Annotated in this window: 23 protein-coding genes; 6 read left to right on the top strand and 17 right to left on the bottom strand. The window is 60.7% G+C overall.

Features of this window, described 5'->3' with window-relative positions; translation table 11 throughout:
* Positions 1 to 9 precede the first annotated feature (9 nt).
* From IE038_RS09355 to IE038_RS09375, 5 genes are all read right to left on the bottom strand, one after another.
* Entirely contained in the window at positions 10 to 1,035 is a 1,026-nt protein-coding gene (locus IE038_RS09355; RefSeq protein ID WP_163937727.1) for a putative 2-aminoethylphosphonate ABC transporter substrate-binding protein, read from the bottom strand.
* A 36-nt stretch (positions 1,036 to 1,071) separates the two neighbouring features.
* On the bottom strand, positions 1,072 to 2,796 hold the full coding sequence (locus IE038_RS09360; protein ID WP_163937730.1) for a putative 2-aminoethylphosphonate ABC transporter permease subunit: 1,725 nt from the start codon (positions 2,794 to 2,796) through the stop codon (positions 1,072 to 1,074).
* A gap of 1 nt (position 2,797) precedes the next feature.
* The gene (locus tag IE038_RS09365) at positions 2,798 to 3,862 is read right to left on the bottom strand and encodes a putative 2-aminoethylphosphonate ABC transporter ATP-binding protein (protein ID WP_163937733.1); all 1,065 of its coding nucleotides are present in this window, start codon (positions 3,860 to 3,862) and stop codon (positions 2,798 to 2,800) included.
* Positions 3,863 to 4,080: 218 nt separating this feature from the next.
* On the bottom strand, positions 4,081 to 4,950 hold the full coding sequence (locus tag IE038_RS09370) for a LysR family transcriptional regulator (RefSeq protein WP_163937736.1): 870 nt from the start codon (positions 4,948 to 4,950) through the stop codon (positions 4,081 to 4,083).
* A 6-nt stretch (positions 4,951 to 4,956) separates the two neighbouring features.
* Positions 4,957 to 7,212, bottom strand: coding sequence for a heavy metal translocating P-type ATPase (locus tag IE038_RS09375; RefSeq protein ID WP_189395542.1), 2,256 nt, complete (start codon positions 7,210 to 7,212; stop codon positions 4,957 to 4,959).
* Positions 7,213 to 7,294: 82 nt separating this feature from the next.
* Here IE038_RS09375 and cadR point away from each other — a divergent pair, with 82 nt between their 5' ends.
* Entirely contained in the window at positions 7,295 to 7,738 is a 444-nt protein-coding gene (gene cadR / locus IE038_RS09380) for a Cd(II)/Pb(II)-responsive transcriptional regulator (protein WP_163937740.1), read from the top strand.
* Positions 7,739 to 7,753: 15 nt separating this feature from the next.
* Here the strand turns inward: cadR and IE038_RS09385 are convergent, their stop codons facing one another.
* Entirely contained in the window at positions 7,754 to 8,668 is a 915-nt protein-coding gene (locus IE038_RS09385) for a LysR family transcriptional regulator (protein WP_163937744.1), read from the bottom strand.
* 194 nt (positions 8,669 to 8,862) lie between these two features.
* On the opposite strand from IE038_RS09385, the gene lysA reads away from it, so the two are divergent.
* Together lysA and IE038_RS09395 are read left to right on the top strand one after the other, a co-directional pair.
* Positions 8,863 to 10,101, top strand: a complete 1,239-nt coding sequence (gene lysA / locus IE038_RS09390; protein ID WP_189395543.1) for a diaminopimelate decarboxylase — start codon at positions 8,863 to 8,865, stop codon at positions 10,099 to 10,101.
* 540 nt (positions 10,102 to 10,641) lie between these two features.
* Positions 10,642 to 10,917 (top strand): DUF3077 domain-containing protein, encoded by a 276-nt coding sequence (locus IE038_RS09395; RefSeq protein ID WP_163937747.1) that lies wholly within the window; start codon positions 10,642 to 10,644, stop codon positions 10,915 to 10,917.
* Positions 10,918 to 10,981: 64 nt separating this feature from the next.
* On the opposite strand, the gene IE038_RS09400 is transcribed toward IE038_RS09395, so the two are convergent.
* From IE038_RS09400 to IE038_RS09410, 3 genes are read right to left on the bottom strand one after another with little or no spacing between them, the layout of a single operon-like run.
* The gene (locus IE038_RS09400) at positions 10,982 to 11,953 is read right to left on the bottom strand and encodes a thymidylate synthase (RefSeq protein ID WP_163937750.1); all 972 of its coding nucleotides are present in this window, start codon (positions 11,951 to 11,953) and stop codon (positions 10,982 to 10,984) included.
* 48 nt (positions 11,954 to 12,001) lie between these two features.
* On the bottom strand, positions 12,002 to 12,814 hold the full coding sequence (lgt, locus tag IE038_RS09405; RefSeq protein WP_163937753.1) for a prolipoprotein diacylglyceryl transferase: 813 nt from the start codon (positions 12,812 to 12,814) through the stop codon (positions 12,002 to 12,004).
* Between the two features lie 15 nt (positions 12,815 to 12,829).
* Positions 12,830 to 13,612: a sulfite exporter TauE/SafE family protein gene (locus IE038_RS09410; protein WP_189395509.1), complete on the bottom strand. Its 783-nt coding sequence runs from the start codon at positions 13,610 to 13,612 to the stop codon at positions 12,830 to 12,832.
* Positions 13,613 to 13,724: 112 nt separating this feature from the next.
* On the opposite strand from IE038_RS09410, the gene IE038_RS09415 reads away from it, so the two are divergent.
* A complete protein-coding gene (locus IE038_RS09415; protein WP_189395510.1) occupies positions 13,725 to 14,471 on the top strand; it encodes an NRDE family protein in 747 nt (248 codons plus the stop codon).
* Positions 14,472 to 14,535: 64 nt separating this feature from the next.
* Here the strand turns inward: IE038_RS09415 and ptsP are convergent, their stop codons facing one another.
* Together ptsP and IE038_RS09425 are read right to left on the bottom strand one after the other, a co-directional pair.
* Positions 14,536 to 16,815 carry a phosphoenolpyruvate--protein phosphotransferase gene (gene ptsP / locus IE038_RS09420; RefSeq protein ID WP_189395511.1) on the bottom strand — a complete coding sequence of 760 codons (2,280 nt, stop codon included), beginning with the start codon at positions 16,813 to 16,815 and terminating at the stop codon, positions 14,536 to 14,538.
* A 22-nt stretch (positions 16,816 to 16,837) separates the two neighbouring features.
* On the bottom strand, positions 16,838 to 17,317 hold the full coding sequence (locus IE038_RS09425) for an RNA pyrophosphohydrolase (protein WP_065757999.1): 480 nt from the start codon (positions 17,315 to 17,317) through the stop codon (positions 16,838 to 16,840).
* Positions 17,318 to 17,457: 140 nt separating this feature from the next.
* Between IE038_RS09425 and IE038_RS09430 the strand changes: the two genes are divergently transcribed.
* The gene (locus IE038_RS09430) at positions 17,458 to 18,114 is read left to right on the top strand and encodes a histidinol-phosphatase (protein WP_163939556.1); all 657 of its coding nucleotides are present in this window, start codon (positions 17,458 to 17,460) and stop codon (positions 18,112 to 18,114) included.
* 70 nt (positions 18,115 to 18,184) lie between these two features.
* Here the strand turns inward: IE038_RS09430 and IE038_RS09435 are convergent, their stop codons facing one another.
* Entirely contained in the window at positions 18,185 to 18,595 is a 411-nt protein-coding gene (locus IE038_RS09435) for a DUF2269 family protein (RefSeq protein WP_163939554.1), read from the bottom strand.
* A gap of 47 nt (positions 18,596 to 18,642) precedes the next feature.
* Positions 18,643 to 20,157 carry a threonine ammonia-lyase, biosynthetic gene (gene ilvA / locus IE038_RS09440; RefSeq protein WP_189395544.1) on the bottom strand — a complete coding sequence of 505 codons (1,515 nt, stop codon included), beginning with the start codon at positions 20,155 to 20,157 and terminating at the stop codon, positions 18,643 to 18,645.
* 136 nt (positions 20,158 to 20,293) lie between these two features.
* Between ilvA and rpiA the strand changes: the two genes are divergently transcribed.
* Positions 20,294 to 20,965 carry a ribose-5-phosphate isomerase RpiA gene (gene rpiA, locus IE038_RS09445; protein ID WP_099773307.1) on the top strand — a complete coding sequence of 224 codons (672 nt, stop codon included), beginning with the start codon at positions 20,294 to 20,296 and terminating at the stop codon, positions 20,963 to 20,965.
* A 43-nt stretch (positions 20,966 to 21,008) separates the two neighbouring features.
* On the opposite strand, the gene IE038_RS09450 is transcribed toward rpiA, so the two are convergent.
* The 4 genes from IE038_RS09450 to IE038_RS09465 form a co-directional block, all read right to left on the bottom strand.
* Entirely contained in the window at positions 21,009 to 21,158 is a 150-nt protein-coding gene (locus tag IE038_RS09450) for an SdiA-regulated domain-containing protein (protein WP_163939324.1), read from the bottom strand.
* Between the two features lie 17 nt (positions 21,159 to 21,175).
* A complete protein-coding gene (locus tag IE038_RS09455; RefSeq protein ID WP_163939326.1) occupies positions 21,176 to 22,108 on the bottom strand; it encodes an SdiA-regulated domain-containing protein in 933 nt (310 codons plus the stop codon).
* A gap of 177 nt (positions 22,109 to 22,285) precedes the next feature.
* On the bottom strand, positions 22,286 to 22,951 hold the full coding sequence (locus IE038_RS09460) for a fumarylacetoacetate hydrolase family protein (protein WP_163939328.1): 666 nt from the start codon (positions 22,949 to 22,951) through the stop codon (positions 22,286 to 22,288).
* A 40-nt stretch (positions 22,952 to 22,991) separates the two neighbouring features.
* Positions 22,992 to 24,389, bottom strand: coding sequence for a D-2-hydroxyglutarate dehydrogenase (locus IE038_RS09465; protein WP_163939330.1), 1,398 nt, complete (start codon positions 24,387 to 24,389; stop codon positions 22,992 to 22,994).
* Between the last annotated feature and the right edge of the window lie 28 nt (positions 24,390 to 24,417).

Here is a 24,417-nt window from a genome sequence, read left to right on the forward strand (position 1 = left end):
CCCTGTCGCTTACTGCTGCGCCACCTTTTCCGACTTTCCGTCATAGCGCTTGCGCCATTCAGCCAGGATGCTGTCGCGGTTTTTCGAAGCCCAGCCGAAGTCGTTCTTGATCAGGCGCTGTTCGTAGTCGGCGGGCAGTTCGGTCTGTGGCTTGGCGACGCCCGGCTGGGCCAGTACCGCAAAGTTTTCCTTATACAGCTCCATTGCCGCCGGGCTGGCAGAAAAGTCCGCTAAACGCTTGGCGGCCGTTTCATGCTGGCTACCCTTGAGCACGGCCGTTGCCTCGATCTCCCAGCCCAAGCCTTCTTTCGGCAAGACGATCTCCAGCGGCGCGCCTTGACGCTTGAGTTGAACCGCTGGGTACTCAAAGGAAATACCTATCGGAAATTCACCCGCCGCGGCTAACTTGCACGGTTTGGAACCGGAGTGGACATACTGACCGATGTTCTGGTGCAAAGCGTCCATGTACGCCCAGCCCTGCGGCTCGCCAAAGGTCTGCAACCAGGCGCTCACGTCCAGGAAGCCGGTACCGGAGGACGCTGGGTTCGGCATGACAATCTTGCCCTTGTATTCCGGCTTCGTCAGATCCTGCCAACTCACGGGCTTGCTGAGGCCCTGCTTCTCGGCCTCGATGGTGTTGAAGCAAATGGTCGCCGCCCAGACGTCCATGCCAACCCAGGCCGGTGGGTTGGCCGCGTCGCGGTAGTTGCCGCCGATTTTTTCCAGGTCTTGCGGGGCATAGTGTTGCAGCATGCCCTGCTGGTCGAGGATCGCCAGGCTGGAGGCTGCCAGGCCCCAGACCGCATCGGCTTGCGGACGATCCTTTTCCGCCAGCAGCTTGGCGGTGATGATGCCAGTGGAGTCACGTACCCATTTGATCTCGATATCCGGGTTGGCCTTCTCGAACGCCTGCTTGTAGGTCTTCAACTGCTCGGCTTCCAGTGCGGTGTACACCGTCAGTTGAGTCGTAGCGGCCTGGGCCTGCACAGTCATGGCAGTGAGGAGGGCAGCGGCAAGAGCACATGGCTTGAACATGGTGCGGTTCCTTGAGCAGTACAGGTTAGAGGGTAATCAGTGGCCTGGCGCGCGCTGGCGCCAGGCCTGGGAACGTTGCAGGAGGCCGCGCGAAGCCCAGGCCAACAGCAGCGATACGCTCGCACTGGTCAGCAGAATCAGGGTGGACATGGCCGCCGCGCCGCCGACGTTGCCGGCATCGTCCATGTTCAACACGGCAACGGCGGCGAGGATGGTGTCGGGGCTGTAGAGGAAGATCGCCGCCGATACCGTGGTCATCGCCGAGACGAACAGGTAGCGAATGATGTCCAGCAGTGCGGGTAGGCAAATCGGCACAGTGACCCGCAGGAAATGCCGGTACAGCGGCGCCTTGAGCGACAGCGCAGCGGCCTCGAACTCGCTGTCGAGTTGGCGTAGCGCGGTGGTCGCGGTCATCTGGGCGGTGGTCAAATAATGAGCAATGGTGCACACCACCAGCAGCGTCATGCTGCCGTAGAACACGTGCAGCGGGTTGCCACTCAGGTTGAAGAAGAAGACATAGCCCAGACCCAGCACCAGCCCCGGCACGGCCATCGGCACAAAGCTGAGCAGGCGCAACAGCAGGTTCAGGCTGCGTTGGCCGCGGGTTTTCTCCATCAGGTAGGCACCGGTGAAGATCAGCACACTGCCAATCAGTGCCACGCCCAGGGCCATGCTCAGGCTGTTGCGATAAGCGAGCCAGCCGCCACCGGCGGTGTCGTCGAACTGGTAGTGCTTGAGTGAAAGCGACAGGTTGTAAGGCCAGAACTTCACCAGCGACGAGTACACCGCCATGCCCACTACCAGCAACAGGATCGCGCACACCAGCAGCACCAGCGCCAGGAACCAGCCATCGCGCTGCCGCGATGCTGCCGGCAGGAAGACCTGCGCCCGACCACTCATTGCATCGCCCTGACGGCGGCGCAACCAGGCATCGACCGCGAAACTGAACAGCGCCGGCAGCAACAGCACCATACCGATCAGTGCCCCGCGACCGAACTGCTGCTGCCCCACCACGGCCTTGTAGGCTTCCAGTGCCAACACCTGATAGTCGCCGCCCACCACGACCGGCACACCGAAGTCCGTGATGGTCAGGGTGAATACCAGACAGAACGCAGCGAATACCGCCTGCCGGGTTGCAGGCCAGGTAATGCTGTGGAAAGCCCGCCAAGGTCCTGCGCCCATGCTGGAGGCGGCATCGAACAGCCGCGCATCGGCCAGTGACAGCGCCGACAGCAGGATCATCAGGGCATGGGGAAAGGTGTAGATCGCCTCGCCAAGGACAATGCCCCAGAAGCCATAGATGTTGTCGTTGAGCAGACCGCGCAGCAGCCCCTGGTTCCCGAACAGGTAAACCAGTGCAATGGCTGGCAACATCGACGGCGCCAGCAGCGGCAACAGCGAGATCCCGCGCCAGATCGACTTGCCCGGAATCAGCGTACGCTGCAGGGCATAGGCGAACAGGTAGGCCACGGGCACGACAATGGCGGCCACGCTCAGCGATACCTTGAGACTGTTACCCAGCAGCCAATGAAAGTTGGCGCTGGTCACCAGTTCAATGGCCGCCGTCAGGCCGCCGCCCTGCCCGGCCTCACTGCTGAAACCACGCCAGAAGATCGCAAGCAGCGGCAACAGGACAGCGATGGTCAAAAGCAGCAGCAACACCACCTTGCCGCCGACCACGAACAGGCGATCACCCCGTGCGATGCGGGCCGATTGAGTGCGGGACGCCTGGGCGCCCGGCAGTGCGATTGGCGCAGCCATCTCAGGCAAACACCTGCAGGCTGCGCGGAGGCAGGGCCACCCAGATGTCCTGTGAGCCCAAGCGTGGCATGGCCTCCGGAGCGACTTCCGCCAACAGCGGATGGCCAGGCAGTTCGTTGAACTCAAAGCTCATGCGACAGCGGTTGCCGAGGAACGTGATTTCCCGCACCCGCGCCGGAAACAGGTTTTCTTCGTGGGTCGGCGGGTTGACACTGATCGCCTCGGGTCGGCAGAACAACCGACCGCTGCGGGCCTGGCTAACTCCTTGGTCGAGGCGCATGTTCATCGAACCGACCTGAGCATGGCTGTCGCTGCTGCGCTGGAACGGAAGCCAGTTTCCCTGGCCGACGAACTCGGCCACAAACGGGGTGGCGGGCTTGTCATATATCGCCTGCGGGGCGGCGTACTGCTCGACCTGCCCGTTGTTCATCACGGCAATGCGGTCGGCCATCAGCATGGCCTCGTCCTGATTGTGAGTCACCATCAGGGTGGTGATGCCAAGCTGGCGCTGCAACTGGCGTAGCTCGCTGCACAAGTGTTCACGCACACGGGCATCGAGCGCCGACATCGGTTCATCGAGCAGCAACAATGACGGGGCTGGCGCCAGGGCACGCGCCAAGGCAACGCGCTGCTGCTGCCCGCCAGAGAGTTGACCGGGGTACTTTTTCTCACTGCCCGACAGGCCCACCAGTTCGAGCATCTGCGCCACCCGTCGGCGCACTTCATCACGGCCACTGCCGCTCAGGCCATAGGCAATGTTGGCTTCGACTGTCAGGTTGGGAAACAGCGCATAGGACTGGAACAGAATGCCGTAGTCCCGCGCCTGCGGTGGCAGGTCGGAAATATCACGATCACCGATGTACAACGTGCCACGGTCCTGACGCTCCAGCCCGGCGATGCAACGCAACAACGTGGTCTTGCCGCAACCGGAAGGACCAAGCAGGCAGACCAGTTCGCCTGCGGCGACATCCAGGGATACATCCTGCAGGGCCGTGAAGGCGCCGAAACGTTTGTGGATACCGCGCACCTTCATCTGTGCGCCAGGGTTTACGAGCGGGTTGTTCATGGCAGAGCCTCACCGAGCAGATGAGGGCCATGCTAGGAGGCGAATGCGAAGCTTCTGTGGCGCGCAGGCAAAAGCTACCGATAGTGGTATAGGCAGTTTTGGGTTACCTGCCATCACCCGCGACCCCATGCTCAAAAGAACCTGTCTACAAAACGAAGCGTAAAGACCGTTCTGTGGCAGGCTTGCCTGCGATACAAAGGCTCATACGTGGCCTTGATCTACAGGTCGCAGGCAGCGACTTCCTGGGCAAGGCCAAGAAATGCCGCAGGCAAACGGGCCTGGCGCCGTTCTTTCAGGCAGTAGAGGTACTCGTACATGTGCGGGGCGCCTTCCAGGGTGAGCACACGCAACTCCGGGTTATGCGGCACTTCATGGCGGGCAATGATGCTGATGCCGATGTTGCGCAGCACGCCCTCGCGAATCGACTCGCGACTGCCGATCTCCAACAACGAGCCGACCTTCACCCCGGCATCGGCCAGCATCTGCTCGGTCAGGCGGCGAGTCGTCGAACCCTGCTCGCGCATCAGCAGGCAATGCCCGCTCAAGGCACTGAGCGGCACTGACTCACGATTGGCCAACGGATGATTGCGGTGCACCGCCACCACCAGCGGGTCGGTGCCGAGCACCCGCCGTACCAGCCGGGCATCTTCAAGTAACTGCGAGGAGGCCGCGAGGTCCACTCGGTAGTCTTCCAGCAACTCCAGCACCTGCTGGGAGTTGCCGATTTCTACCGAAACCTCAACCTGCGGCAAGCGCTCACGGAAGATTTTCACCAGATCGAGGATGTAGTACGGCGCTGTCGCGGCGACACGCAAGGTGCCCTGAGCCTGGCCGCTGTTACGCAGAAAGAACTCGATATCCGCTTCCTGCTGCAACAGCACCTTGACCATGGGCAACAAGCGCACCCCATCGTCACTCAAGGTCAGGCGTCGACCTCCACGGTAGAAAAGCTCAACACCATACTGACTTTCCAGGTTGCGGATCTGCGTGGTCACGGTCGGTTGGCTGAGCCCAAGCTTCTTCGCCGCCAGGGTAATGCTGCCCAACCGCGCGACCATGTAGAACGCTTTCAACTCGGCACTCAACATACATCCTCATTTTCTCAGCAGGCGCAGGCCGTTGAAGACCACCAACAAACTGACACCCATATCGGCAAACACGGCCATCCACATGGTCGCCATGCCAGCAAAGGTGATGCCCAGGAAAATCGCCTTGATCCCCAGGGCCAGCACGATGTTTTGCTTCAGAATCGCCGCGCTTTCGCGCGAGAGCCTGACGAAGGCCGGAATTTTGCGCAAGTCGTCATCCATCAACGCCACATCAGCCGTTTCAATGGCAGTGTCGGTACCGGCTGCCGCCATGGCGAAGCCGATTTCGGCCCGTGCCAGTGCCGGGGCATCGTTGATCCCGTCACCGACCATACCCACCCGATGGCCCTTGTCGTAGAGGTCTTCGATCGTCTTGAGCTTGTCGGCGGGTAACAGGTTACCGTAGGCCCGATCAATGCCCACCTGGGCAGCAATGGCCTCGGCGGTGTGCGGGTTGTCGCCGGTCAGCATGACGGTATGAATCCCCAGCTCATGCAATTGGGCAATGGCCTCACGGCTGCTGTCCTTGACTGTGTCGGCCACGGCAAACAGCGCCAACGGGCCAGAACCGTCGAGCAACAGCACCACACTCTTGCCTTGGCGCTCCAGATGGTCGAGGCGGGATTCCAGTTGCGGCGAGCACAGGCCGAGGTCTTCCACCAGCCGATGGTTGCCCAAATGGTACAAGGTACCCTCGACCTGCCCACGAACGCCTCGCCCCGGCAGGGCCTGGAAGTCATGAACCTCGTGCACGACGACACCCTGCTGTTCAGCCTGCTGCGCTACCGCACGGGATACGGGGTGGTCGGAGCGTGCGGCGAGGCTGGCGGCGATACGCTGCGCTGCGCTCTCGAACAGTGGATCGAGCAGTTGGAAATCAGTTTGCACAGGCTTGCCGTGAGTGATGGTACCGGTCTTGTCCAGGGCCAGGAAATCAAGCGTGCGGCCGCCCTCCAGGTAAACGCCACCCTTGATCAGAATGCCCTTGCGCGCAGCCGCGGCCAGGCCGCTGACAATGGTCACCGGGGTAGAAATCACCAGGGCGCAGGGGCACGCGACCACCAGCAAGACCAAGGCCCGATAAATCCAGTCGAACCATGCCGCCCCGGTAAACAATGGCGGCACTACTGCTACGAGCAGGGCAAGGGCAAACACCACCGGGGTGTAAATGCGTGCGAACTGATCAACGAAGCGTTGCGTCGGCGCCCGTGCGCCTTGTGCCTGCTCCACTGCCTTGATGATCCGCGCCAGGGTCGATTGACCGGCAGGTGCGGTCACGCGGAACTCCAGGGCGCCGGCATGATTGATGGTGCCGGCGAACAATTTGTCACCCGGCCGCTTCTCGACCGGTAGGCTTTCGCCGGTGATCGGCGCCTGATCGACGCTGGATTGTCCTAGCAGCACCTCGCCATCCAGCCCGATGCGCTCTCCGGGACGAACCCGTACACGAGCGCCCAGCAGCACCTGTTTGACCTCCGTCTCAAGCCACTGGCCATCCGCCTGCTGCACAGTGGCGCGGTCAGGGCTCAACTGCATCAAGCTGCCGATGGCATTGCGCGCACGGTCCAGCGAGCGCGCCTCGATCAGCTCGGCCAGCGTGAACAGGAACATCACCATCGCCGCTTCCGGCCATTGACCAATCAACACCGCACCCGTCACCGCGATGCTCATCAGGGCGTTGATGTTCAGGTTGCGGTTTTTCAGGGCGATCCAGCCCTTCTTGTACGTACCCAGGCCACCGCTGAGGATCGCCACCAGCGCAACCAGCGCAACCACCCAGTTCGGCGCGACCGCCGTGAAGTGAATCACTTCCGCCACCAGTGCTGCGACGCCAGAAAGCGCCAGCGGCCACCAGGGCTTCTTCGCCGCTACATGCGGTTCATCCTGCGCCTCGGCGTTCTCTGCCAGCGGTTCGGCCTGCATGCCCAGGCCAGCGATAACCTGTTCGATAACCTTTGCCTCAGCCAGGGTATGGCGCACGCCAAGCACACGGTTGATCAGGTTGAATTCCAGTTGCTCGATCCCTGCCAGCTTACCCAGTGCATTCTGGATCAGGGTCTGTTCGGTCGGGCAATCCATGGCCTCGATACGGAAGCGACTCAGGCGAGCGTGAGCACTGCTCGCCTCGCTCAGTTGAATCAGCGCCGGTGCCTCGGCGGCCGAGCAGCAGGCGTGGGCGTGCGCTTCATGACCATGATCGTGGTCATGGCCGTGATCATCATGCGCATGCTGGGCGTGATTGTGGCTGACAGGCGGGTTCATACGGTTCATCCCTAAAGGTCCTGTTGCCAAGTACACACCCTGTAGCCACTATAGGGTCAAGCAATCTGCCGAGGAATGTGCGATGAAAATCGGTGAACTGGCGAAAACCACCGACTGCCCAGTGGAAACCATCCGCTATTACGAACGCGAAGGCCTGCTGCCGGAGCCCGCGCGCAGTGAGGGTAACTACCGGCTCTACACCCAGGCTCATGTCGAGCGCCTGACCTTCATCCGCAACTGCCGCACCCTCGACATGACCCTGGATGAAATCCGCAGCCTGCTACGCCTGCGCGATAGTCCGGAGGACCAGTGTGAAAGCGTCAACGCGCTGATTGACGAACACATCCTGCACGTCAAGGCCCGAATCGATGGGCTACTGGCCCTGCAGGAACAATTACTGGAACTGCGCCAGCGTTGCCATGCCCAGGAGGTACAGTGCTCGATCCTGCAGCATCTTGAGGTGAACGGGGCGATAACCGCACCGGATGCAGAGCATTCACACGTAGGCCGCAGCCACGGCCACTGACATCCCTAACGGTGCCTAGGGATAAGCTGCCAACTGCGCCTTGACCGCCTCTGCTTGCTGGCGCAGGGCGTCCTCGAACAGGCTGACCAACTGCGACGGTGGCCGATGCAGGGGTTTGACGATGTTCACAGTAAAAGGAATCGAGACCGTGAAAGGGCGGATCTGTACACCCTGCCCCACGAAGTCCAGGGCGGTCAGCGGGTTGACGATCGCCAGGCCAATCCCTTCGCGCACCATCGAACACACCGATGCCGCACTGTGGGTGTCCAGCACCAGCCGTCGCTCAACCTGCGCCTGCCGGAAGATTTCGTCGATCTGCTGCCGGTAGGTGTCCAGCGTGGACAGGCTGATAAAGGGCTGCCCGGAAAAATCGGCAGGCGCCAGCCGTTGCTTCTCAAGCAACGGATGCCCGTTGGGCAAGACACAGACCTCATCCACCGTCATCAGCGGCGATAACGTGGTGCCAGGTGGCGTGCTGCTCACTTCGGTCAGGCCGATATCGTGCCGTTGCGCGGAGAGCCATTCTTCCAGCAGCGGCGACTCCTGCTGGCTGATGGTGACGCTGGCCTTGGGAAACTGCGCCATAAAGCGTTGGCACGTCTTGGGCAACAGCGACTGGGAAAACACCGGCAGGCAAACAATCGATAACTGCCCCTGCTCGAACTCACGCAGGGCTTCAGCCGTGTTGAGGATGCGATCAAGGCCGAAATAGGCCCGCTGTACTTCCTCGAACAACGCCAGTGCTTGTGAGGTAGGCCGCAACCGACCACGAGCCCGCTCGAACAACTTCAGACGGGACAATTGCTCGAAACGGGCCAATTCTCGACTGACGGTCGGTTGCGAGGTGTGCAACATGACGGCCGCCTCGGTGACGCTACCCGAAGTCATGACCGCACGGAAAACCTCAATGTGACGCAAGGAGATGGACATGGGCTGCTCGGGAGGTCGAAAGCCATATCATAAATGAATGACCTCACGGCAAATTGATATTTTATGTGGCTTCAACCTTTCTCCATGATGCAGGCCATCCATGCCCCGCCACGCCGGGGCAGCGCCACACCCCAGGGAGAACCTCATTGGAACACGCCGCCGCACAACGTCCAGGCCCATGCCGGACCACCGCCATCACCGACAGCACGCTGACCCGCTTGGTCGCCGAACATGGCACCCCTCTGTGGGTGTATGACGCTCAGGTGATTCGCCAACGCATCCAGCAACTGGCGGGCTTCGACACGATCCGCTTCGCTCAGAAAGCCTGCTCGAACCTGCATGTACTGCGCCTGATGCGCGAAGCAGGGGTAGCGGTTGATGCCGTATCACTCGGGGAAATCGAACGCGCACTTAAAGCCGGCTTCAAAACCGGTCGTACCTCGGGCGCAGCCGAAGTAGTGTTCACCGCCGACCTGTTCGACCGGGCCACCCTGAACCGTGTGGTAGAAACACAGATCGAGGTCAACGTAGGCTCGATCGACATGCTTGAGCAACTGGGCGAGCGCTCCCCTGGGCACCGGGTCTGGCTGCGCATCAACCCTGGCTTCGGTCACGGCCATAGCAACAAGACCAACACCGGCGGCGAAAACAGCAAACACGGGATCTGGCACGAGCAGCTGCAAGAGGCGCTGGCCCAGGTTCGCAAATATCAGCTGCATCTGGTCGGCCTGCATTTCCATATCGGCTCGGGCGTGGACTACTCCCACCTGCAGCGCGTATGCAGCGCCATGGTGGAGCTGATTGGCCGCCTGGACCACGACATCGAAGCGATCTCTACCGGTGGCGGGCTATCGGTGCCTTACCGCGACGGCGAACAGGCCGTAGATATCGCGCACTACCTTACACAGTGGCGTGAAGCCAAACAGCAGATCGAACATCAATTGGGTCACCCGGTACGCCTGGAAATCGAGCCGGGCCGCTTCCTCGTGGCCGAATCCGGCCTGCTGGTCGCTGAAGTACGCGGGACCAAGCCGATGGGCAGCAACCACTTCACCTTGGTCGATGCTGGCTTCAATGACCTGATGCGGCCCTCGATGTACGGCAGCTACCATGAAATTTCATTGATCCCACAACCCGGCACTGAGCAGGCACCACGCCCTCCACGCGCCACCGTAGTAGCAGGCCCGCTGTGCGAATCCGGTGATGTGTTTACTCAACGTGAAGGCGGCATCGTCGAATCGCGTCTGCTGCCGTCGGCCAAGGTGGGTGACTACCTGGTGTTCCATACCGCCGGGGCCTATGGCGCGTCGATGTCGTCGAACTACAACAGTCGCGGGCATGCTGCTGAAGTATTGATCGACGGAGAGGACAGCCGGTTGATCCGCAAACGCCAGAGCCTTGAGTCGTTGCTGGCGCTTGAACTGGACGCCTGAGGCTGTAACCAAACACAACACAGGCCGCAATGGCCTGTGTTGTGATGCCCTGATCAGACCGCCATCGGCGCGGTCATCAGCGGCATGGCGCTCGGAACCTTCGAAACTGAGTCTTTCAGGCGCGAAGGGATGAGCCCTGATACTCCTGATATCAGTTGTAAAATTTCAGGTTTACGCTCTTTCGGATTTACCCTACGCACGCTGCCGTATTTTCTATATTGTTGCGAAGATTCATTAGGTCTAGCTTCCTCGGGTCGTCGTTTTCGCGACCGGGTGTGAGAGCCCGTCTGATCTAATGGCAGCTTTGTCATGGCAGCCGTGCGTGGGCAGACTTCGGTCTGGCCGGGTTCCTAGGTCTCCGGTCTCTCACCCCACGTACGGCTGCCACCCTACTCCTGTGAGAGGGACTGGGAGGTGGCTCCTGTCTGATCCTAGGAGTTACACGATGAACAAGATTGTCCCAGACCCACCAGTTACATTACCGCCCCGCACTTCTGCATCGCTGACCACGCTGCAATCCATGGATAAGGGAGTGATGGTATGAACAAAGACTCACAAGCAGCGCTTGGCGAGACGGCGGGTGTCGCAAGCTTCATCAAAAGCCAGCATCCACCTGTAGACCTGTTTCGTATTTCACCTGGCGTCCCCTGCGACTACGCGCTGGAACAAGCATCAACCGTGCTCGGATGTGTACACAGGCTGATCCTGACGGGTGCTATGGAGGAAGACAGTGCCGCGATCTGGGCAGCCTACTACCTCAGCGGATTCGCCAAGGCGATCATCGATGATGTGGGGCTGGGGATGAAGAAGGCCTAAGGCCTCATCGTGGGATGAACCTGCACACCGTGGCTGTATGCAGGTTTACCCCAGATGCAGTAAATCAGACCGCCATCGGCGCGGTCATCGGCGCGTGGTGCTCATAGCCTTCAAGGCTGAAGTCGCTCGGCTCGATCAGCTCCAGCCACTCAGGCTGGTAAACGCCCGTCTTGGCGAATTCCGGCACACGGTCAGAGATCACCAACTTCGGCGCGGCCAGTGGTTCGCGCTTGAGCTGCTCGTTGAGCATGTCCAGGTGGTTCTCATAGACGTGCGCATCGCCGATGAAGTAAGTGAACCAGCGCGGCGTGTAACCGGTCAGACGGCCTACCAGCGACAGCAGTGCAGCCCCCTCGGTGAGGTTGAACGGCGTGCCAAGGCCCAGGTCGTTGGAGCGGATGTAGAGGGTCAGGGAGATTTCCTTGGTCTCGACATTCGGGTGGAACTGGTACAGCAAGTGGCACGGCGGCAAGGCCATTTCGTCAAGCTGAGCGCAGTTCCAACCGTGAAACAGGATGCGTCGGCTGCCTGGGTCATTGATGATGGTGTCGACGCACTGACGAATCTGGTCAATGGCCTTGTACAGCACCACGAACGCCTCACCGTCTTCTTCAGCTTCGGCGATTGCCTGGAAACCCTGGCTTTGAGCCAGTGCGATAGCAGCCGGGTTACTCAGCGGAATGCGCTTGTACGCCGGCCACTGGCGCCATTGCACGCCATAGATTTCACCCAGGTCATCAGCGCCCTGACGGAACGGGTTGGCCAGCCACTGGGCATTTTCGTTGGCATTCTGGTCCCACACCTTGCAGCCCAGCTCGCGGAACTGCGCGGCGTTTTTCACCCCGCGCAGGAAACCGACCATCTCGCCAATGGCAGACTTGAACGCCAGCCGGCGAGTGGTGATGGCCGGGAAGCCTTCCTGCAGGTCGAAACGCAGCATGGCACCCGGAAAACTGATGGTGCGGATGCCGGTACGGTTGCCCTGCAGGGTGCCGTGCTTGATCACGTGGGCGACCAGATCTAGATATTGCTTCATGACTTACCTGTTTCAAAACAGACAGGGGCGTACCCCTGCCTTACACATTTAAAGCGCAGCGCCCTTGGAGGTCGGCGCGCGGCGATAGGCCAGCCAGATCAACCCGATACCACCGAGGATCATTGGCACGCAGAGCAACTGGCCCATGGTCAACCAACCGAACGCGATGTAGCCCAATTGCGCATCGGGCACGCGGACGAACTCGACGATGAACCGGAAGATGCCATAGAACAGCGCGAACATGCCGGAAATGGCCATCGTCGGCCGTGGCTTGCGCGAATACAGCCAGAGAACCAGGAACAATGCCACACCTTCCAGTGCAAACTGGTAAAGCTGCGACGGGTGGCGCGGCAATTGTGCCGGATCACTGAACGCTGGGAAGACCATGGCCCATGGCACATCGGTCGCCTTGCCCCACAATTCGGCGTTGATGAAGTTACCGATACGCCCGGCCCCCAAGCCAATCGGCACCAGTGGTGCGACGAAGTCCATCAGCTCAAAGAACGACTTGTTGTTGCGCTTGCCGAACCACAGAGCCGCCAGCATGACGCCGATAAAGCCGCCATGGAACGACATGCCGCCCTTCCAGACTTCGAAAATCAACGCGGGATTGGCCAGGTACGCACTCAGGTCATAGAACAGCACATACCCCAGGCGACCACCGACAATCACGCCCATGGACAGCCAGAACACCAGGTCGGAAAGCTTTTCGCGGCTCCAGGTCGGGTCGAAGCGGTGCAACCGGCGCGATGCCAGCAGCCAGGCGCCGCCGATGCCGATCAGGTACATCAGGCCGTACCAGTGGATTTTCAGCGGCCCGATGGCCACGGCCACGGGGTCGATATTCGGATAAGGCAGCATCAAACGTCCTCTTTCTTAAAGCAAAAAGCTCAGGCCGACACAGAACAACAGTGCGGCAAACAGCCGTTTCAGCAGGCGGGGCGACAGCTTGTGAGCCAAGCGCGCACCGAAACGGGCAAAAAACATACTGGTCAGGGCAATACCCAACAGCGCCGGCAAATACACAAACCCGAGACTATGCGCTGGTAACAACGGGTCGTGCCAGCCCAGAAACATGAAACTTAGAGCACCGGCCAAGGCGATCGGGAAGCCGCAGGCCGATGACGTCGCCACCGCCTGCTGCATCGGCAGGCTGCGCCAGGTCAGAAACGGCACAGTCAGCGAGCCGCCACCGATTCCGAAGATCGCCGAGGCCCAACCGATCACACTGCCGGCAGCGGTAAGGCCGGCTTTCCCGGGAATGCTGCGGCTGGCCTTGGGCTTGAGATCCAGCGCCATCTGCAAGGCAATGATCAAGGCGAACACACCAATGATCTTTTGCAGGTTAGGGCCCTGGATCGCCGAGGCGGTTTTCGCACCAATGCCAGCGCCGATGAGGATCCCAAGGGCCATCCAGATGAAGATCGGCCATTGCACCGCGCGTTTGAGATGGTGTTCGCGAATGGCATTGACCGAGGTGAAGACAATGGTCGCCAGTGACGTGCCGACCGCCAGGTGGGTCAACACCGAAGCATCGAAACCCTGCGCAGTGAAACTGAAGACCAACACCGGCACGATAATGATACCGCCACCAACGCCGAACAGCCCTGCCAGCACGCCCGCACAGGCGCCCAGCACTAGATAGAGCAGAAATTCCATTGTCGCCCCCGGAAAAATCAGTCCGGCATGGTAACGGAAGCCGGGGTAATGGCTCCAGTGGCGCGCACGGCGCGCTCTGTTAGAGTGAGCGAAAACACAGGGAAAACCTGCCATGTGCCTGATCGTTTTTGCCTGGCGACCGGGGCATCCCCTGCCGCTGATCGTCGCGGCCAACCGCGACGAGTTCTATGCCCGGCCTGCCCAACCGCTCGGCCATTGGGCCGACGCGCCGGGGGTGTATGCCGGCCGCGACCTGGAGGCTGGTGGTACCTGGCTGGGCGTCGGCCCCGCAGGCCGCTTCGCTGCGCTGACCAACATCCGCGACCCCGGCCAGCCGCTGGGCCAGCGCTCGCGAGGCGAGTTGGTGTCGGCGTTTCTGACCGGGGCGCAGCCTATCGAGGCTTATCTGGATCAAGTCGCCAGCCGTGCCTCGGAATACAGCGGCTTCAACCTGCTGCTTGGGGATCGGCAACAGTTGGCATACCTGAGTGCACGAGCGCCAACTCCCCGCCTGCTGGACTCAGGCGTCTACGGCCTGTCCAATGCCGGGCTCGACACGCCCTGGCCCAAGTTGCTCAAGGCACGTGCTGCACTGCAGGCACAGCTGCATGAACCTCAACCCGACGCACTGTTGGCGTTACTGGCAGACGGCCAACAGGCCGCGGATGGCGAACTGCCGGAAACCGGCGTAGGCCTGGCCACAGAGCGGCTGTTATCAAGCGTATTTATTGCCAGCCAGAGCTATGGCACACGGGCCAGTACCGTGCTGCTGGTGTCGGCGGATGGCTCACGGCAGTTGGTGGAGCGAAGCTTCGGGCCCTTTGGCGGGCATTTGGGCGAGGTGGCATTGGACGTGTGAGCGACGCGGTGCCTGACAGACAGGCACCGCGCAAGGTTGTAGCGGTGACGCGGCGTACAAGAACCTACAGGGTCTTCGGCGACGCCGGGTTGATCATCCGTGCCAAGCCCAGGTTTTTCAGGGCCAATTGCAGCGAACTGTGGATAACCTGCGGGTTGTCGATCTTCATGGCCTGGGCCAAGAGGTCCTTGGACTGGCTCAGGCTGATCTGACGCAGCATCCACTTCACCTTGGGCAGGTTGGTGGCGTTCATCGACAGGCTGTCAAAGCCCATGGCCATCAGCAGCACTGCTGCCGCCGGATCACCGGCCATCTCACCGCAGATACTCACGGGCTTGCCTTCGGCGTGAGCGTCGTTGACGACGTTCTGCAACGCTTGCAGCACCGCCGGGTGCAGGTAGTCGTACAGGTCGGCAACCCGTGGGTTATTGCGGTCGACGGCCAACAGGTATTGGGTCAGGTCGTTGGAGCCGACCGACAGGAAGTCCACCATGCGTGCCAGTTCGCGGGTCTGGTAGACCGCCGCAGGAATCTCGATCATCACCCCCACCGGTGGCATCGGCACGTCGGTGCCTTCATCGCGCACTTCGCCCCAGGCACGGTGAATCAGGTGCAACGCCTCTTCCAGCTCATGAATACCGGAAATCATCGGCAGCAGAATGCGCAGGTTGTTCAGGCCTTCGCTGGCCTTGAGCATGGCACGGGTCTGCACCAGGAAGATTTCCGGGTGGTCGAGGGTCACGCGGATACCACGCCAGCCGAGGAAGGGGTTGTCTTCCTTGATCGGGAAATAGGACAAGGCCTTGTCGCCGCCGATGTCCAGGCTGCGCATGGTCACCGGCTGAGGATGGAACGCGGCCAGTTGCTCGCGGTAGATCGCCAGCTGTTCCTTTTCGCTAGGGAAGCGCTGGTTGATCATGAACGGGACTTCGGTGCGGTACAGGCCGACACCTTCGGCGCCACGCTGCTGGGCACGGGCGACATCGGCCAGCAAACCGGTGTTGACCCACAACGGCATGCGGTGGCCATCGGTGGTTACGCACGGCAGCTCACGCAGGGCGTCGAGCCCTTGGGCCAACTGGCGCTCCTCCTCCACCACCTCAGCGTACTGCTTGCGCAACACCTCGCTGGGGTTGGTGTAGACCTCGCCATGGTAGCCATCGACGATCATCTGGATGCCGTCGACTTTGGAATACGGCAGATCGACCAGGCCCATGACCGTTGGAATGCCCATGGCCCGGGCCAGGATCGCTACGTGGGAGTTACCCGAGCCCAGCACCGAGACCAGGCCTGCCAGCTTGCCTTCAGGCACTTCGCCGAGCATGGCCGGGGTCAGCTCTTCGCTGACCAGAATCGTGTTGTCTGGGTAGACCAGCGTCTGCTGGCGGGCCTCCTGCAGGTAGGCCAGCAGCCGCCGGCCCAGATCCTTCACGTCGGAAGCCCTCTCCCGCAGGTAGTCGTCGTCCATCAGCTCGAAACGGCTGACGTGCTCGCCGACCACCTGGCGCAGGGCGCCCTGGGCCCACTGGCCTGTCTTGATGACCTGCACGACTTCACCCCCCAGGGCGGCGTCTTCAAGCATCATCAGGTAGACGTCGAACAGTGCCCGCTCTTCCGGACGCAACTGGGTTGCCAGCTTGGCCGAGAGGGTCCGCATATCGTTGCGAACGCCTTCAAGGGCACTGTTGAACAGGCTCAGCTCGGCGTCGATATCGGTGACGGTCTTGTCCGGCACAACATCAAGGTCAGCCGGTGGCAGCATGACCACAGCCGTACCGACTGCTGCACCCGGCGAACCCGGCACACCGACGAACTTGGCTTCCTGGATGCCTTTGCCCTGACGACCCAGGCCACGGATCGAACCGGTAGCCTCGGCATGGGCAATAACTCCGGCCAGTTGTGCGCTCATGGTCACCAGGAAGGCTTCTTCGCCTTCGTCGAACTGGCGGCGCTCTTTCTGCTGGATAACCAGAACCCCGACCACCCGACGGTGGTGGATGATCGGTGCCCCGAGGAACGAGGCAAAACGTTCTTCGCCGGTTTCGGCAAAGTAGCGGTAACGGGGGTGATCGGCGGCGTTTTCGAGGTTCAGCGGCTCTTCACGGGTACCCACGAGGCCGACCAGGCCCTCGTTGGGGGCCATGCTGACCTTGCCGATAGAGCGCTTGTTCAGGCCCTCGGTGGCCATGAGGACAAAGCGGTTGGTCTCCGGATCGAGCAAATAGACCGAGCAGACCTGACTGCCCATGGCCTCTTTGACGCGCAAGACAATGATCCCCAACGCCGTTTTCAGATCCTTGGCGGAGTTAACTTCCTGGACGATCTTGCGCAGCGTATTGAGCATGGCTCGGGGTCGAACTCCGTCGTCAGTCGCGCGCCAACAGGCGCGGTGCAAGCTCTTTGAGAGCGCGGCGGTAAACCTCGCGCTTGAATGTCACCACCTGGCCCAGCGGGTACCAATAACTGACCCAGCGCCAGCCATCGAACTCCGGTTTGCCGGTCAAGTCCATCCGCACTCGCTGCTCATTGGAAACCAGGCGCAGGAGAAACCATTTCTGTTTCTGGCCGATACACAGCGGTTGGCTGTGGGTACGTACCAGGCGTTGGGGTAAACGATAACGCAACCAGCCACGGGTGCAGGCAAGAATTTCAACATCATGTCGTTCAAGCCCCACTTCTTCGTTCAGCTCGCGGTACAAGGCCTCTTCTGGCGTTTCCTCGGGATTGATTCCGCCCTGGGGAAACTGCCAGGCATCCTGGTTGATACGACGAGCCCATAGCACCTGCCCGGCATCATTCGTCAGAATGATCCCGACATTGGGGCGAAAACCATCGGGGTCGATCACGGCAGCAACCTCGCAAACGCATGTCCCCGCATTGTTCCACAAAGCCCACAAGGCCAGCAACGCGCCTGCTGACCTTATGTGCATCGATGTGAAAAGTCCGTATTCTTAAGGTCTTTTCAGATGTTATGCGAGTGACTGCAATGCGCCTGGCTTTATTCGATCTGGACAATACTCTCCTTGGCGGTGACAGCGATCACGCTTGGGGCGATTACCTCTGCGAGCGCGGCATTCTCGACCCTGTCGAGTACCAGAACCGCAACGATGCCTTCTACCAGGATTACCTGGCCGGCAAGTTGAATCTGAACGACTACCTGAACTTCAGCCTGGAAATCCTCGCCAAGACCGAAATGGCCCAGCTCGACGAATGGCACCGCGACTTCATGCGTGACTGCGTCGAGCCGATCATTCTGCCCAAGGCCCTCAGCCTGCTGGAAGAGCACCGGGCCGCGGGCGACAAGCTGGTGATCATCACTGCCACCAACCGTTTCATCACCGGCCCGATTGCCAAGCGCCTGGGTGTACAAACCCTGCTGGCGACCGAGTGCGAAATGATTGATGGCCGCTACAGCGGCCGCAGTACGGATATACCGTGTTTCCGTGAAGGCAAGGTGACACGCCTGAATCGCTGGCTGCTGGAAAATGGTTTCAGCCTGGAAGGCAGCCACTTCTACAGCGACTCGATGAATGACCTGGCGCTGCTGGAAGCGGTCGAGCACCCGATTGCGGTCGACCCGGACCCGAACCTGCGTGCCGAAGCCGAAAAACGTGGCTGGCGGGTCATCAGCCTGCGCGGCTAAGGGCTGAAGGCAATCGCCAGCACGTCCTGCGCCCCAGTGGCGCAGGCTGTACTGGCGACAGACGAGACGATTACACCGGTTTAGCGACCATCAGGCCGATGATGCCGAGGAAAATCAGCCCACTCAGCCCCGCCAGTATCACCACCGAACGCCGACTGGCGGTTGCCTTGCCCAATCGGCCAACCAGCAAAAGCCAACACACGCCTCCCAGCAGATAAAGCACCGAACCGCCAAGCAGCCAGGTCTGCCCTAGCGGCCAACCCACCAGGTGCACCAGCCACCAGCCACTGAAAGGCAGGCTGAACAGGCTCAAGCCCATCAGAATCCAGACGAACAGCCAAGGCCGCTGCAGACTCGTCGCCTGGCCAGCTACCGCACTGGCGCGCTGACGCCACGCCCGGAACACAAGGCCCAGTGCACAACCCAGCGACAACGCCGTCGCCAGGCCATGCAACATTTTCATCACGCTTAAAGTTTCCATACGCAAGCATTCCAACCCATCAAAGCACCGTTTTGAGCGTAGCAGCCTCAGCCGAGAAACAACCGGTACGCCGGGTTCTCGGTTTCATCCCAGTAGGGGTAGCCGATCTTGGCCAACGCTGCGGGGACCAGATGGCGCTCTTCGTCCGGCACCTGCAAGCCTGCAACCACGCGGCCATCGGCCGCACCGTGGTTACGGTAGTGGAACATCGAGATGTTCCAGCGCCCGCCCAGTTTGTTGAGGAAGTTGAACAGCGCGCCCGGACGCTCCGGGAACTCGAAACGCAGCACCATTTCGTTGCTGACACCGGCTGCGTGGCCACCGACCATGTGCCGAATATGCAGCTTGGCCAGTTCGTTGTCGGTCAGGTCGAGAACCGGGAAGCCCTGTTCACTCAGGCTTTGCAGCAAGGCACTGCGCGGATCGGTGTCAGGATGGGTCTGCACGCCAACGAAAATATGGGCTTGGCCCTCGGCGTGGTAACGGTAGTTGAATTCGGTGATCTGACGTTTGCCAATGGCTTCGCAGAACGCCTTGAAACTGCCTGGCTGCTCAGGGATGGTCACGGCGATGATCGCCTCACGCCCCTCACCCAGCTCGGCACGCTCGGCGACATGGCGCAGGCGATCGAAGTTGACGTTAGCGCCAGAGTCGATGGCCACCAGCGTCTGGCCGCTGGCACCGTACAAGTCGACATATTTCTTGATGCCCGCTACGCCCAAGGCGCCGGCAGGCTCGGTGATCGAGCGGGTATCGTCGTAGATATCCTTGATTGCGGCGCAGATCTCGTCGGTACTGACGGTAATCACCTCGTCGACGTAATCCTTGCAGATCTCAAAGGTGTACTGGCCGATTTGCGCAACCGCCACACCATCGGCGAACAACCCAACCTGCGGCAACACCACGCGCTCACCCGCAGCCATGGCCGCCTGCAGGCAGTTGGAGTCATCCGGCTCGACACCGATCACCTTGATTTCCGGGCGCAGGTATTTCACGTAGGCCGCAATACCGGCAATCAGGCCACCACCACCGACCGGGACGAAGATCGCGTCCAACTGGCCCGGGTGCTGACGCAGAATCTCCATGGCCACGGTGCCTTGGCCTGCGATGGTGTGCGGGTCGTCGTAAGGGTGGATGTAGACGAAGCCCTTCTCATCGACCAGTTTCAGCGAATAGGCCAGCGCCTCCGGGAAGGAGTCACCATGCAACACGACCTTGCCGCCACGCGAGCGCACGCCTTCGACCTTGATCTCAGGGGTGGTCTTGGGCATGACGATGGTTGCCTTGATGCCCAGCTCCTTCGCCGCAAGCGCGACACCTTGAGCATGGTTACCCGCCGACGCGGTGACCACGCCACGCGCGAGTTCTTCCGGGGTCAGTTGGGCCAGCTTGTTGTAGGCACCACGAATCTTGAAGGAAAACACCGGCTGCAGGTCTTCGCGCTTTAGCAGCACGGTATTGCCCAGGCGCTTGCTCAGCTGCCCGGCACGTTGCAATGGCGTTTCAACAGCGACGTCATAGACGCGCGAGGTGAGGATCTTCTTGACGTACTGTTCGAGCATCGGGAAAGCATCACTGGGCGGCTGGGACAAGGCCTGGGAGTCTACCCCAGCGCCCTGTCGGGCGACCACCGCCAGCCTGGGGTTTTAGCCGTTATACTAGGCAACCTCAGATACTCCTCCCCGCTTCGGAGCCCGCATGACCCAGGACCAACTCAAACAGGCTGTCGCCCAGGCCGCTGTCGATTTCATTCTGCCCAAGCTCGATGACAAGAGCATCGTCGGCGTCGGCACAGGTTCGACTGCCAACTGCTTCATCGACGCCCTGGCCAAGCACAAGGGCGCGTTCGACGGCGCCGTTGCCAGCTCCGAAGCCACCGCCGCACGCCTGAAAGGCCATGGCATTCCGGTGTATGAGCTGAACACGGTCAGCGAACTGGAGTTCTATGTCGACGGTGCCGACGAAAGCAACGAGCACCTGGCACTGATCAAGGGCGGCGGCGCCGCACTGACCCGCGAGAAGATCGTTGCGGCCGTGGCGAAGACCTTCATCTGCATCGCCGACGCCAGCAAACTGGTTCCCGTACTGGGCGCCTTCCCATTGCCGGTGGAAGTCATCCCGATGGCTCGCAGCCACGTGGCCCGCCAACTGGTGAAACTGGGCGGCGACCCGGTGTACCGCGAAGGTGTGGTGACCGACAACGGCAACATCATCCTCGACGTGTACAACCTGCAGATCACCAACCCGGTGGAACTGGAAAGCCAGATCAACGCCATCGTTGGCGTGGTCACCAACGGCCTGTTCGCCGCGCGCCCTGCCGACCTGCTGCTGCTGGGCACCCCGGAAGGCGTAAAAACCCTGCGTAACTGATACACCGGCCAATCGCAGGCAAGCCGGCCCCAACGATGGTTGCTTATGGGGTCGGCTGTTTCTTGAAGACGTAGAACAGGTTGGGTTTGCTGACCAGGTAGAGGGCCCCGGCATCGCCCAGGGCAATGCCTTCTGCTGGCGGCACGCTCTGCTGCAGCCCTTGAAAGCTCTTGCGCAGAGACAAGCTGTTCAACGGTCGCCCGTCAGCACCTAGTCCTTGCGGAAGCGATAGAACAGGTTCGGCTCGCTGACCATGTACAGCGCGCCCTGCTCATCCATCGCAACCCCTTCAGCCCGTGGAATGCGCTTGTTCAAACCGTTGAAACCGCCCTGCAGGGTCATGAAGCTGACCTGCTGGCCCTGCTGGTCCAGCTCAAGCAGCATGTTGGAATCAGCCGATAGCACCAACATGTGACCTGTGCGCGGATCGATACCCAACGCCGACAGGTTGCGCAAATCGAGCTCGTCGCTGGACAGCACCTGCTTCTGGCCACTCAACTGGCCCGAACTGTCGCTGCTCCAGGTGAACAACTTCGGTGGTCGCTCCTCACCGAACACCAGCCGCTGGCGCTTTGGCTCCCAGGCAACCCCCTCGAACGCCTTGTTCTGATTCTTCGACGGTCCCAGGTCATACTGCGGGAAGTCGGCACTGTTCAATGCCTTGGTATCGGCATCGACCCGGACGATGGTCACTGTATGATCGCGCTCATCGACAATGGCCATGCGCCCACCCTCCAGCACAGCAACACCTTCAGGGTTGCTCCAGCCGTTGAGGGGCATCTTGCGCAGCACGTCACCGTCCAGCGTCAGCTGAACCAGGAACGGGTGCTTGCCCATCACCGCGAACAAGGTCTTGGTCTGCGGGTCGTAGGACAGGTCAGAAGCTTCGTCATCTTCCATGCCAGGCAACGCCTTGGCATCAATGTCGGCGTGGTAGTCCGGCAGCCAGACGCTTGCCCGCTGCTCTGCAGGGCTCTCGAAACGTTCCTTGACCCAAAGCAGGCCACGGTCATCCCAATGCATGGAATAGGCTACGCCATAACCAATGACTGCCGCCGCTGCCAACCAGGTCGACCACCGCAGCATAAAAGGGCGCTTGCGCACAGGCGGCAGAGAGCCGCCGGAAGGGAACGGTGTGGTCATCGAGGATTCCTGCTTGTTTTTTAACCGATTAATTAACACAGCACCGGCAGGTTCATATGAACTATTGCGCAGGCATTATCCGGATGACTTGTGAAAAAACGGTAAAAGCAGGGCTACTTTAACGATAAAGCAAGTGGCAGCCATTGCGACTGCCACACAGACACAGCGTACCGGCGCTCAGAGCACCTTGCTTTCGAAACGGCTGACGCCAGGCAACTCCAGCAGCAACTCATCTCCCGAATTCAGCGGGCCAACGCCTGCTGGCGTACCGGTAAGGATCACATCACCGGCCTGCAGGGAAAACTGTGCCGCCATGTACTGGATCATCGGGATAATCGGGTTCAGCATCATTTCGCTGTTGCCATCCTGACGCACCTCGCCATTGATACTCAGGCGAATGCCGATATCGGTCAGGTCCTCAAATGCACCGGCTGGCGCAAATGGCGGCAACACACAGGCGCCATCGAACGACTTGGCCAACTCCCAAGGCAAGCCCTTTTCCTTCAGCTTGGCCTGAACGTCGCGCAGGGTCAGGTCCAGTGCCGGAGCGAAGCCGGAGATCGCATCGAGCACCTCTTCTTCGTCGGGCTGGGTCGACAGTGACTTGCCCAGCAAAACGGCGATTTCCGCCTCGTAGTGCACCGAACCCCGTTCGGTCGGAATCTTGAAACCACCCTCAAGCGGCACGACACAACTGCCGGGCTTGATGAACAACAAGGGTTCGGTCGGTACCGGGTTATTCAGCTCCTTGGCATGTTCGGCGTAATTACGGCCAATGCACACCACCTTGCCCAACGGGAAGTGAATACGCGTGCCGTCTAGATACTGGTGCTGGTAGCTCATTGCCGACTCCTGGCGCTGTTGATCACTTTGGGGTAACGCATCACTCGACCGGGAAAATCTTGCCCGGGTTCATGATCCCATTCGGGTCGAATGCGGCCTTCACCGCCTTCATGTACTCGATTTCCACGGGCGAACGGCTGTAGGCCAGGTAGTCGCGCTTGGTCATGCCGACGCCGTGCTCAGCAGAAATCGAGCCGTTGTACTTCTCTACCGTTTCGAAAACCCACTTGTTGACGGCAGCGCACTTGGCGAAGAACTCGTCCTTGCTCAGGTTTTCCGGCTTGAGGATGTTCAGGTGCAAGTTACCGTCACCGATGTGGCCATACCAGACCACTTCGAAATCAGGGTAATGTTCGCCGACAATCGCGTCGATATCTTTCAGGAACGCTGGCACTTTCGACACGGTGACTGAAATGTCGTTCTTGTAGGGCGTCCAGTGCGAGATGGTCTCGGAGATGTACTCACGCAGCTTCCAGAGGTTCTGCAACTGCTGCTCACTCTGGCTCATCACACCGTCGATCACCCAGCCCTGCTCCACGCAGTGCTCGAACGTCGCCAGGGCATCGTTGGCCACGTCCTCGGTACTCGCCTCGAACTCGAGCAAGGCATAGAACGGGCAGTTGGTTTCAAAGGGCGCCGGCACATCACCACGCCCCATGATCTTGGCCAGGGCCTTGTCGGAGAAAAACTCGAAGGCAGTGAGGTCCAGCTTGCCCTGGAACGCATGCAGCACCGGCATGATCGAGTCGAAGTCCGGGGTACCCAGAACCATCGCGGTGAGGTTCTTCGGCGCGCGGTCCAGGCGCATCGTGGCTTCAACCACGAAGCCCAGGGTACCTTCAGCACCAATGAACAACTGGCGCAAGTCGTAGCCGGTCGCGTTCTTGATCAAATCCTTGTTCAGCTCAAGCAGATCACCCTTACCGGTGACAACTTTCAGGCCTGCCACCCAATTTCGGGTCATGCCGTAGCGAATGACCTTGATACCGCCGGCATTGGTGCCGATATTGCCGCCAATCTGGCTTGATCCTGCTGAAGCGAAGTCAACCGGGTAGTACAGCCCCTGGTCTTCCGCGAAATTCTGCAGTTGCGCAGTAATGACCCCTGGCTGACAGACGACGGTACGATCACCTGCGTTGAACGCAAGAATCTGGTTCATGTAGTCGAAGGCCACCACCACTTCGCCATTGGCTGCCACGGCGGCGGCGGAAAGCCCGGTACGCCCGCCCGACGGCACTAGCGCGACCTTGCGCTGATTGGCCCAGCGGACGATGGCCTGCACCTGTTCGATGGTTTTCGGGAACACGATGGCCAGCGGTGCCGGCGCAAAATGCTTGGTCCAATCCTTGCCGTACGTATCGAGGGAGGCGGCGTCGGTCAGTACCTTGCCAGGCTCAACCAGAGTCAACAGCTCATCAATCAGCGCAGGATTGGTCATCGACAGAACTCTCGAACAATTCATAGTC

The organism is Pseudomonas laurentiana, assembly GCF_014648275.1.
GTDB lineage: Bacteria > Pseudomonadota > Gammaproteobacteria > Pseudomonadales > Pseudomonadaceae > Aquipseudomonas > Aquipseudomonas laurentiana.

Excerpts from the sequence above, each read along its gene's own strand:
- IE038_RS09355 (WP_163937727.1), bottom strand. The coding sequence starts at position 1,035 with ATGTTCAAGCCATGTGCTCTTGCCGCTGCCCTCCTCACTGCCATGACT.
- IE038_RS09360 (WP_163937730.1), bottom strand. The coding sequence starts at position 2,796 with ATGGCTGCGCCAATCGCACTGCCGGGCGCCCAGGCGTCCCGCACTCAA.
- IE038_RS09365 (WP_163937733.1), bottom strand. The coding sequence starts at position 3,862 with ATGAACAACCCGCTCGTAAACCCTGGCGCACAGATGAAGGTGCGCGGT.
- IE038_RS09370 (WP_163937736.1), bottom strand. The coding sequence starts at position 4,950 with ATGTTGAGTGCCGAGTTGAAAGCGTTCTACATGGTCGCGCGGTTGGGC.
- IE038_RS09375 (WP_189395542.1), bottom strand. The coding sequence starts at position 7,212 with ATGAACCCGCCTGTCAGCCACAATCACGCCCAGCATGCGCATGATGAT.
- cadR (WP_163937740.1), top strand. The coding sequence starts at position 7,295 with ATGAAAATCGGTGAACTGGCGAAAACCACCGACTGCCCAGTGGAAACC.
- IE038_RS09385 (WP_163937744.1), bottom strand. The coding sequence starts at position 8,668 with ATGTCCATCTCCTTGCGTCACATTGAGGTTTTCCGTGCGGTCATGACT.
- IE038_RS09395 (WP_163937747.1), top strand. The coding sequence starts at position 10,642 with ATGAACAAAGACTCACAAGCAGCGCTTGGCGAGACGGCGGGTGTCGCA.
- IE038_RS09400 (WP_163937750.1), bottom strand. The coding sequence starts at position 11,953 with ATGAAGCAATATCTAGATCTGGTCGCCCACGTGATCAAGCACGGCACC.
- lgt (WP_163937753.1), bottom strand. The coding sequence starts at position 12,814 with ATGCTGCCTTATCCGAATATCGACCCCGTGGCCGTGGCCATCGGGCCG.
- IE038_RS09410 (WP_189395509.1), bottom strand. The coding sequence starts at position 13,612 with ATGGAATTTCTGCTCTATCTAGTGCTGGGCGCCTGTGCGGGCGTGCTG.
- IE038_RS09415 (WP_189395510.1), top strand. The coding sequence starts at position 13,725 with ATGTGCCTGATCGTTTTTGCCTGGCGACCGGGGCATCCCCTGCCGCTG.
- ptsP (WP_189395511.1), bottom strand. The coding sequence starts at position 16,815 with ATGCTCAATACGCTGCGCAAGATCGTCCAGGAAGTTAACTCCGCCAAG.
- IE038_RS09430 (WP_163939556.1), top strand. The coding sequence starts at position 17,458 with ATGCGCCTGGCTTTATTCGATCTGGACAATACTCTCCTTGGCGGTGAC.
- IE038_RS09435 (WP_163939554.1), bottom strand. The coding sequence starts at position 18,595 with ATGGAAACTTTAAGCGTGATGAAAATGTTGCATGGCCTGGCGACGGCG.
- ilvA (WP_189395544.1), bottom strand. The coding sequence starts at position 20,157 with ATGCTCGAACAGTACGTCAAGAAGATCCTCACCTCGCGCGTCTATGAC.
- rpiA (WP_099773307.1), top strand. The coding sequence starts at position 20,294 with ATGACCCAGGACCAACTCAAACAGGCTGTCGCCCAGGCCGCTGTCGAT.
- IE038_RS09455 (WP_163939326.1), bottom strand. The coding sequence starts at position 22,108 with ATGACCACACCGTTCCCTTCCGGCGGCTCTCTGCCGCCTGTGCGCAAG.
- IE038_RS09460 (WP_163939328.1), bottom strand. The coding sequence starts at position 22,951 with ATGAGCTACCAGCACCAGTATCTAGACGGCACGCGTATTCACTTCCCG.
- IE038_RS09465 (WP_163939330.1), bottom strand. The coding sequence starts at position 24,389 with ATGACCAATCCTGCGCTGATTGATGAGCTGTTGACTCTGGTTGAGCCT.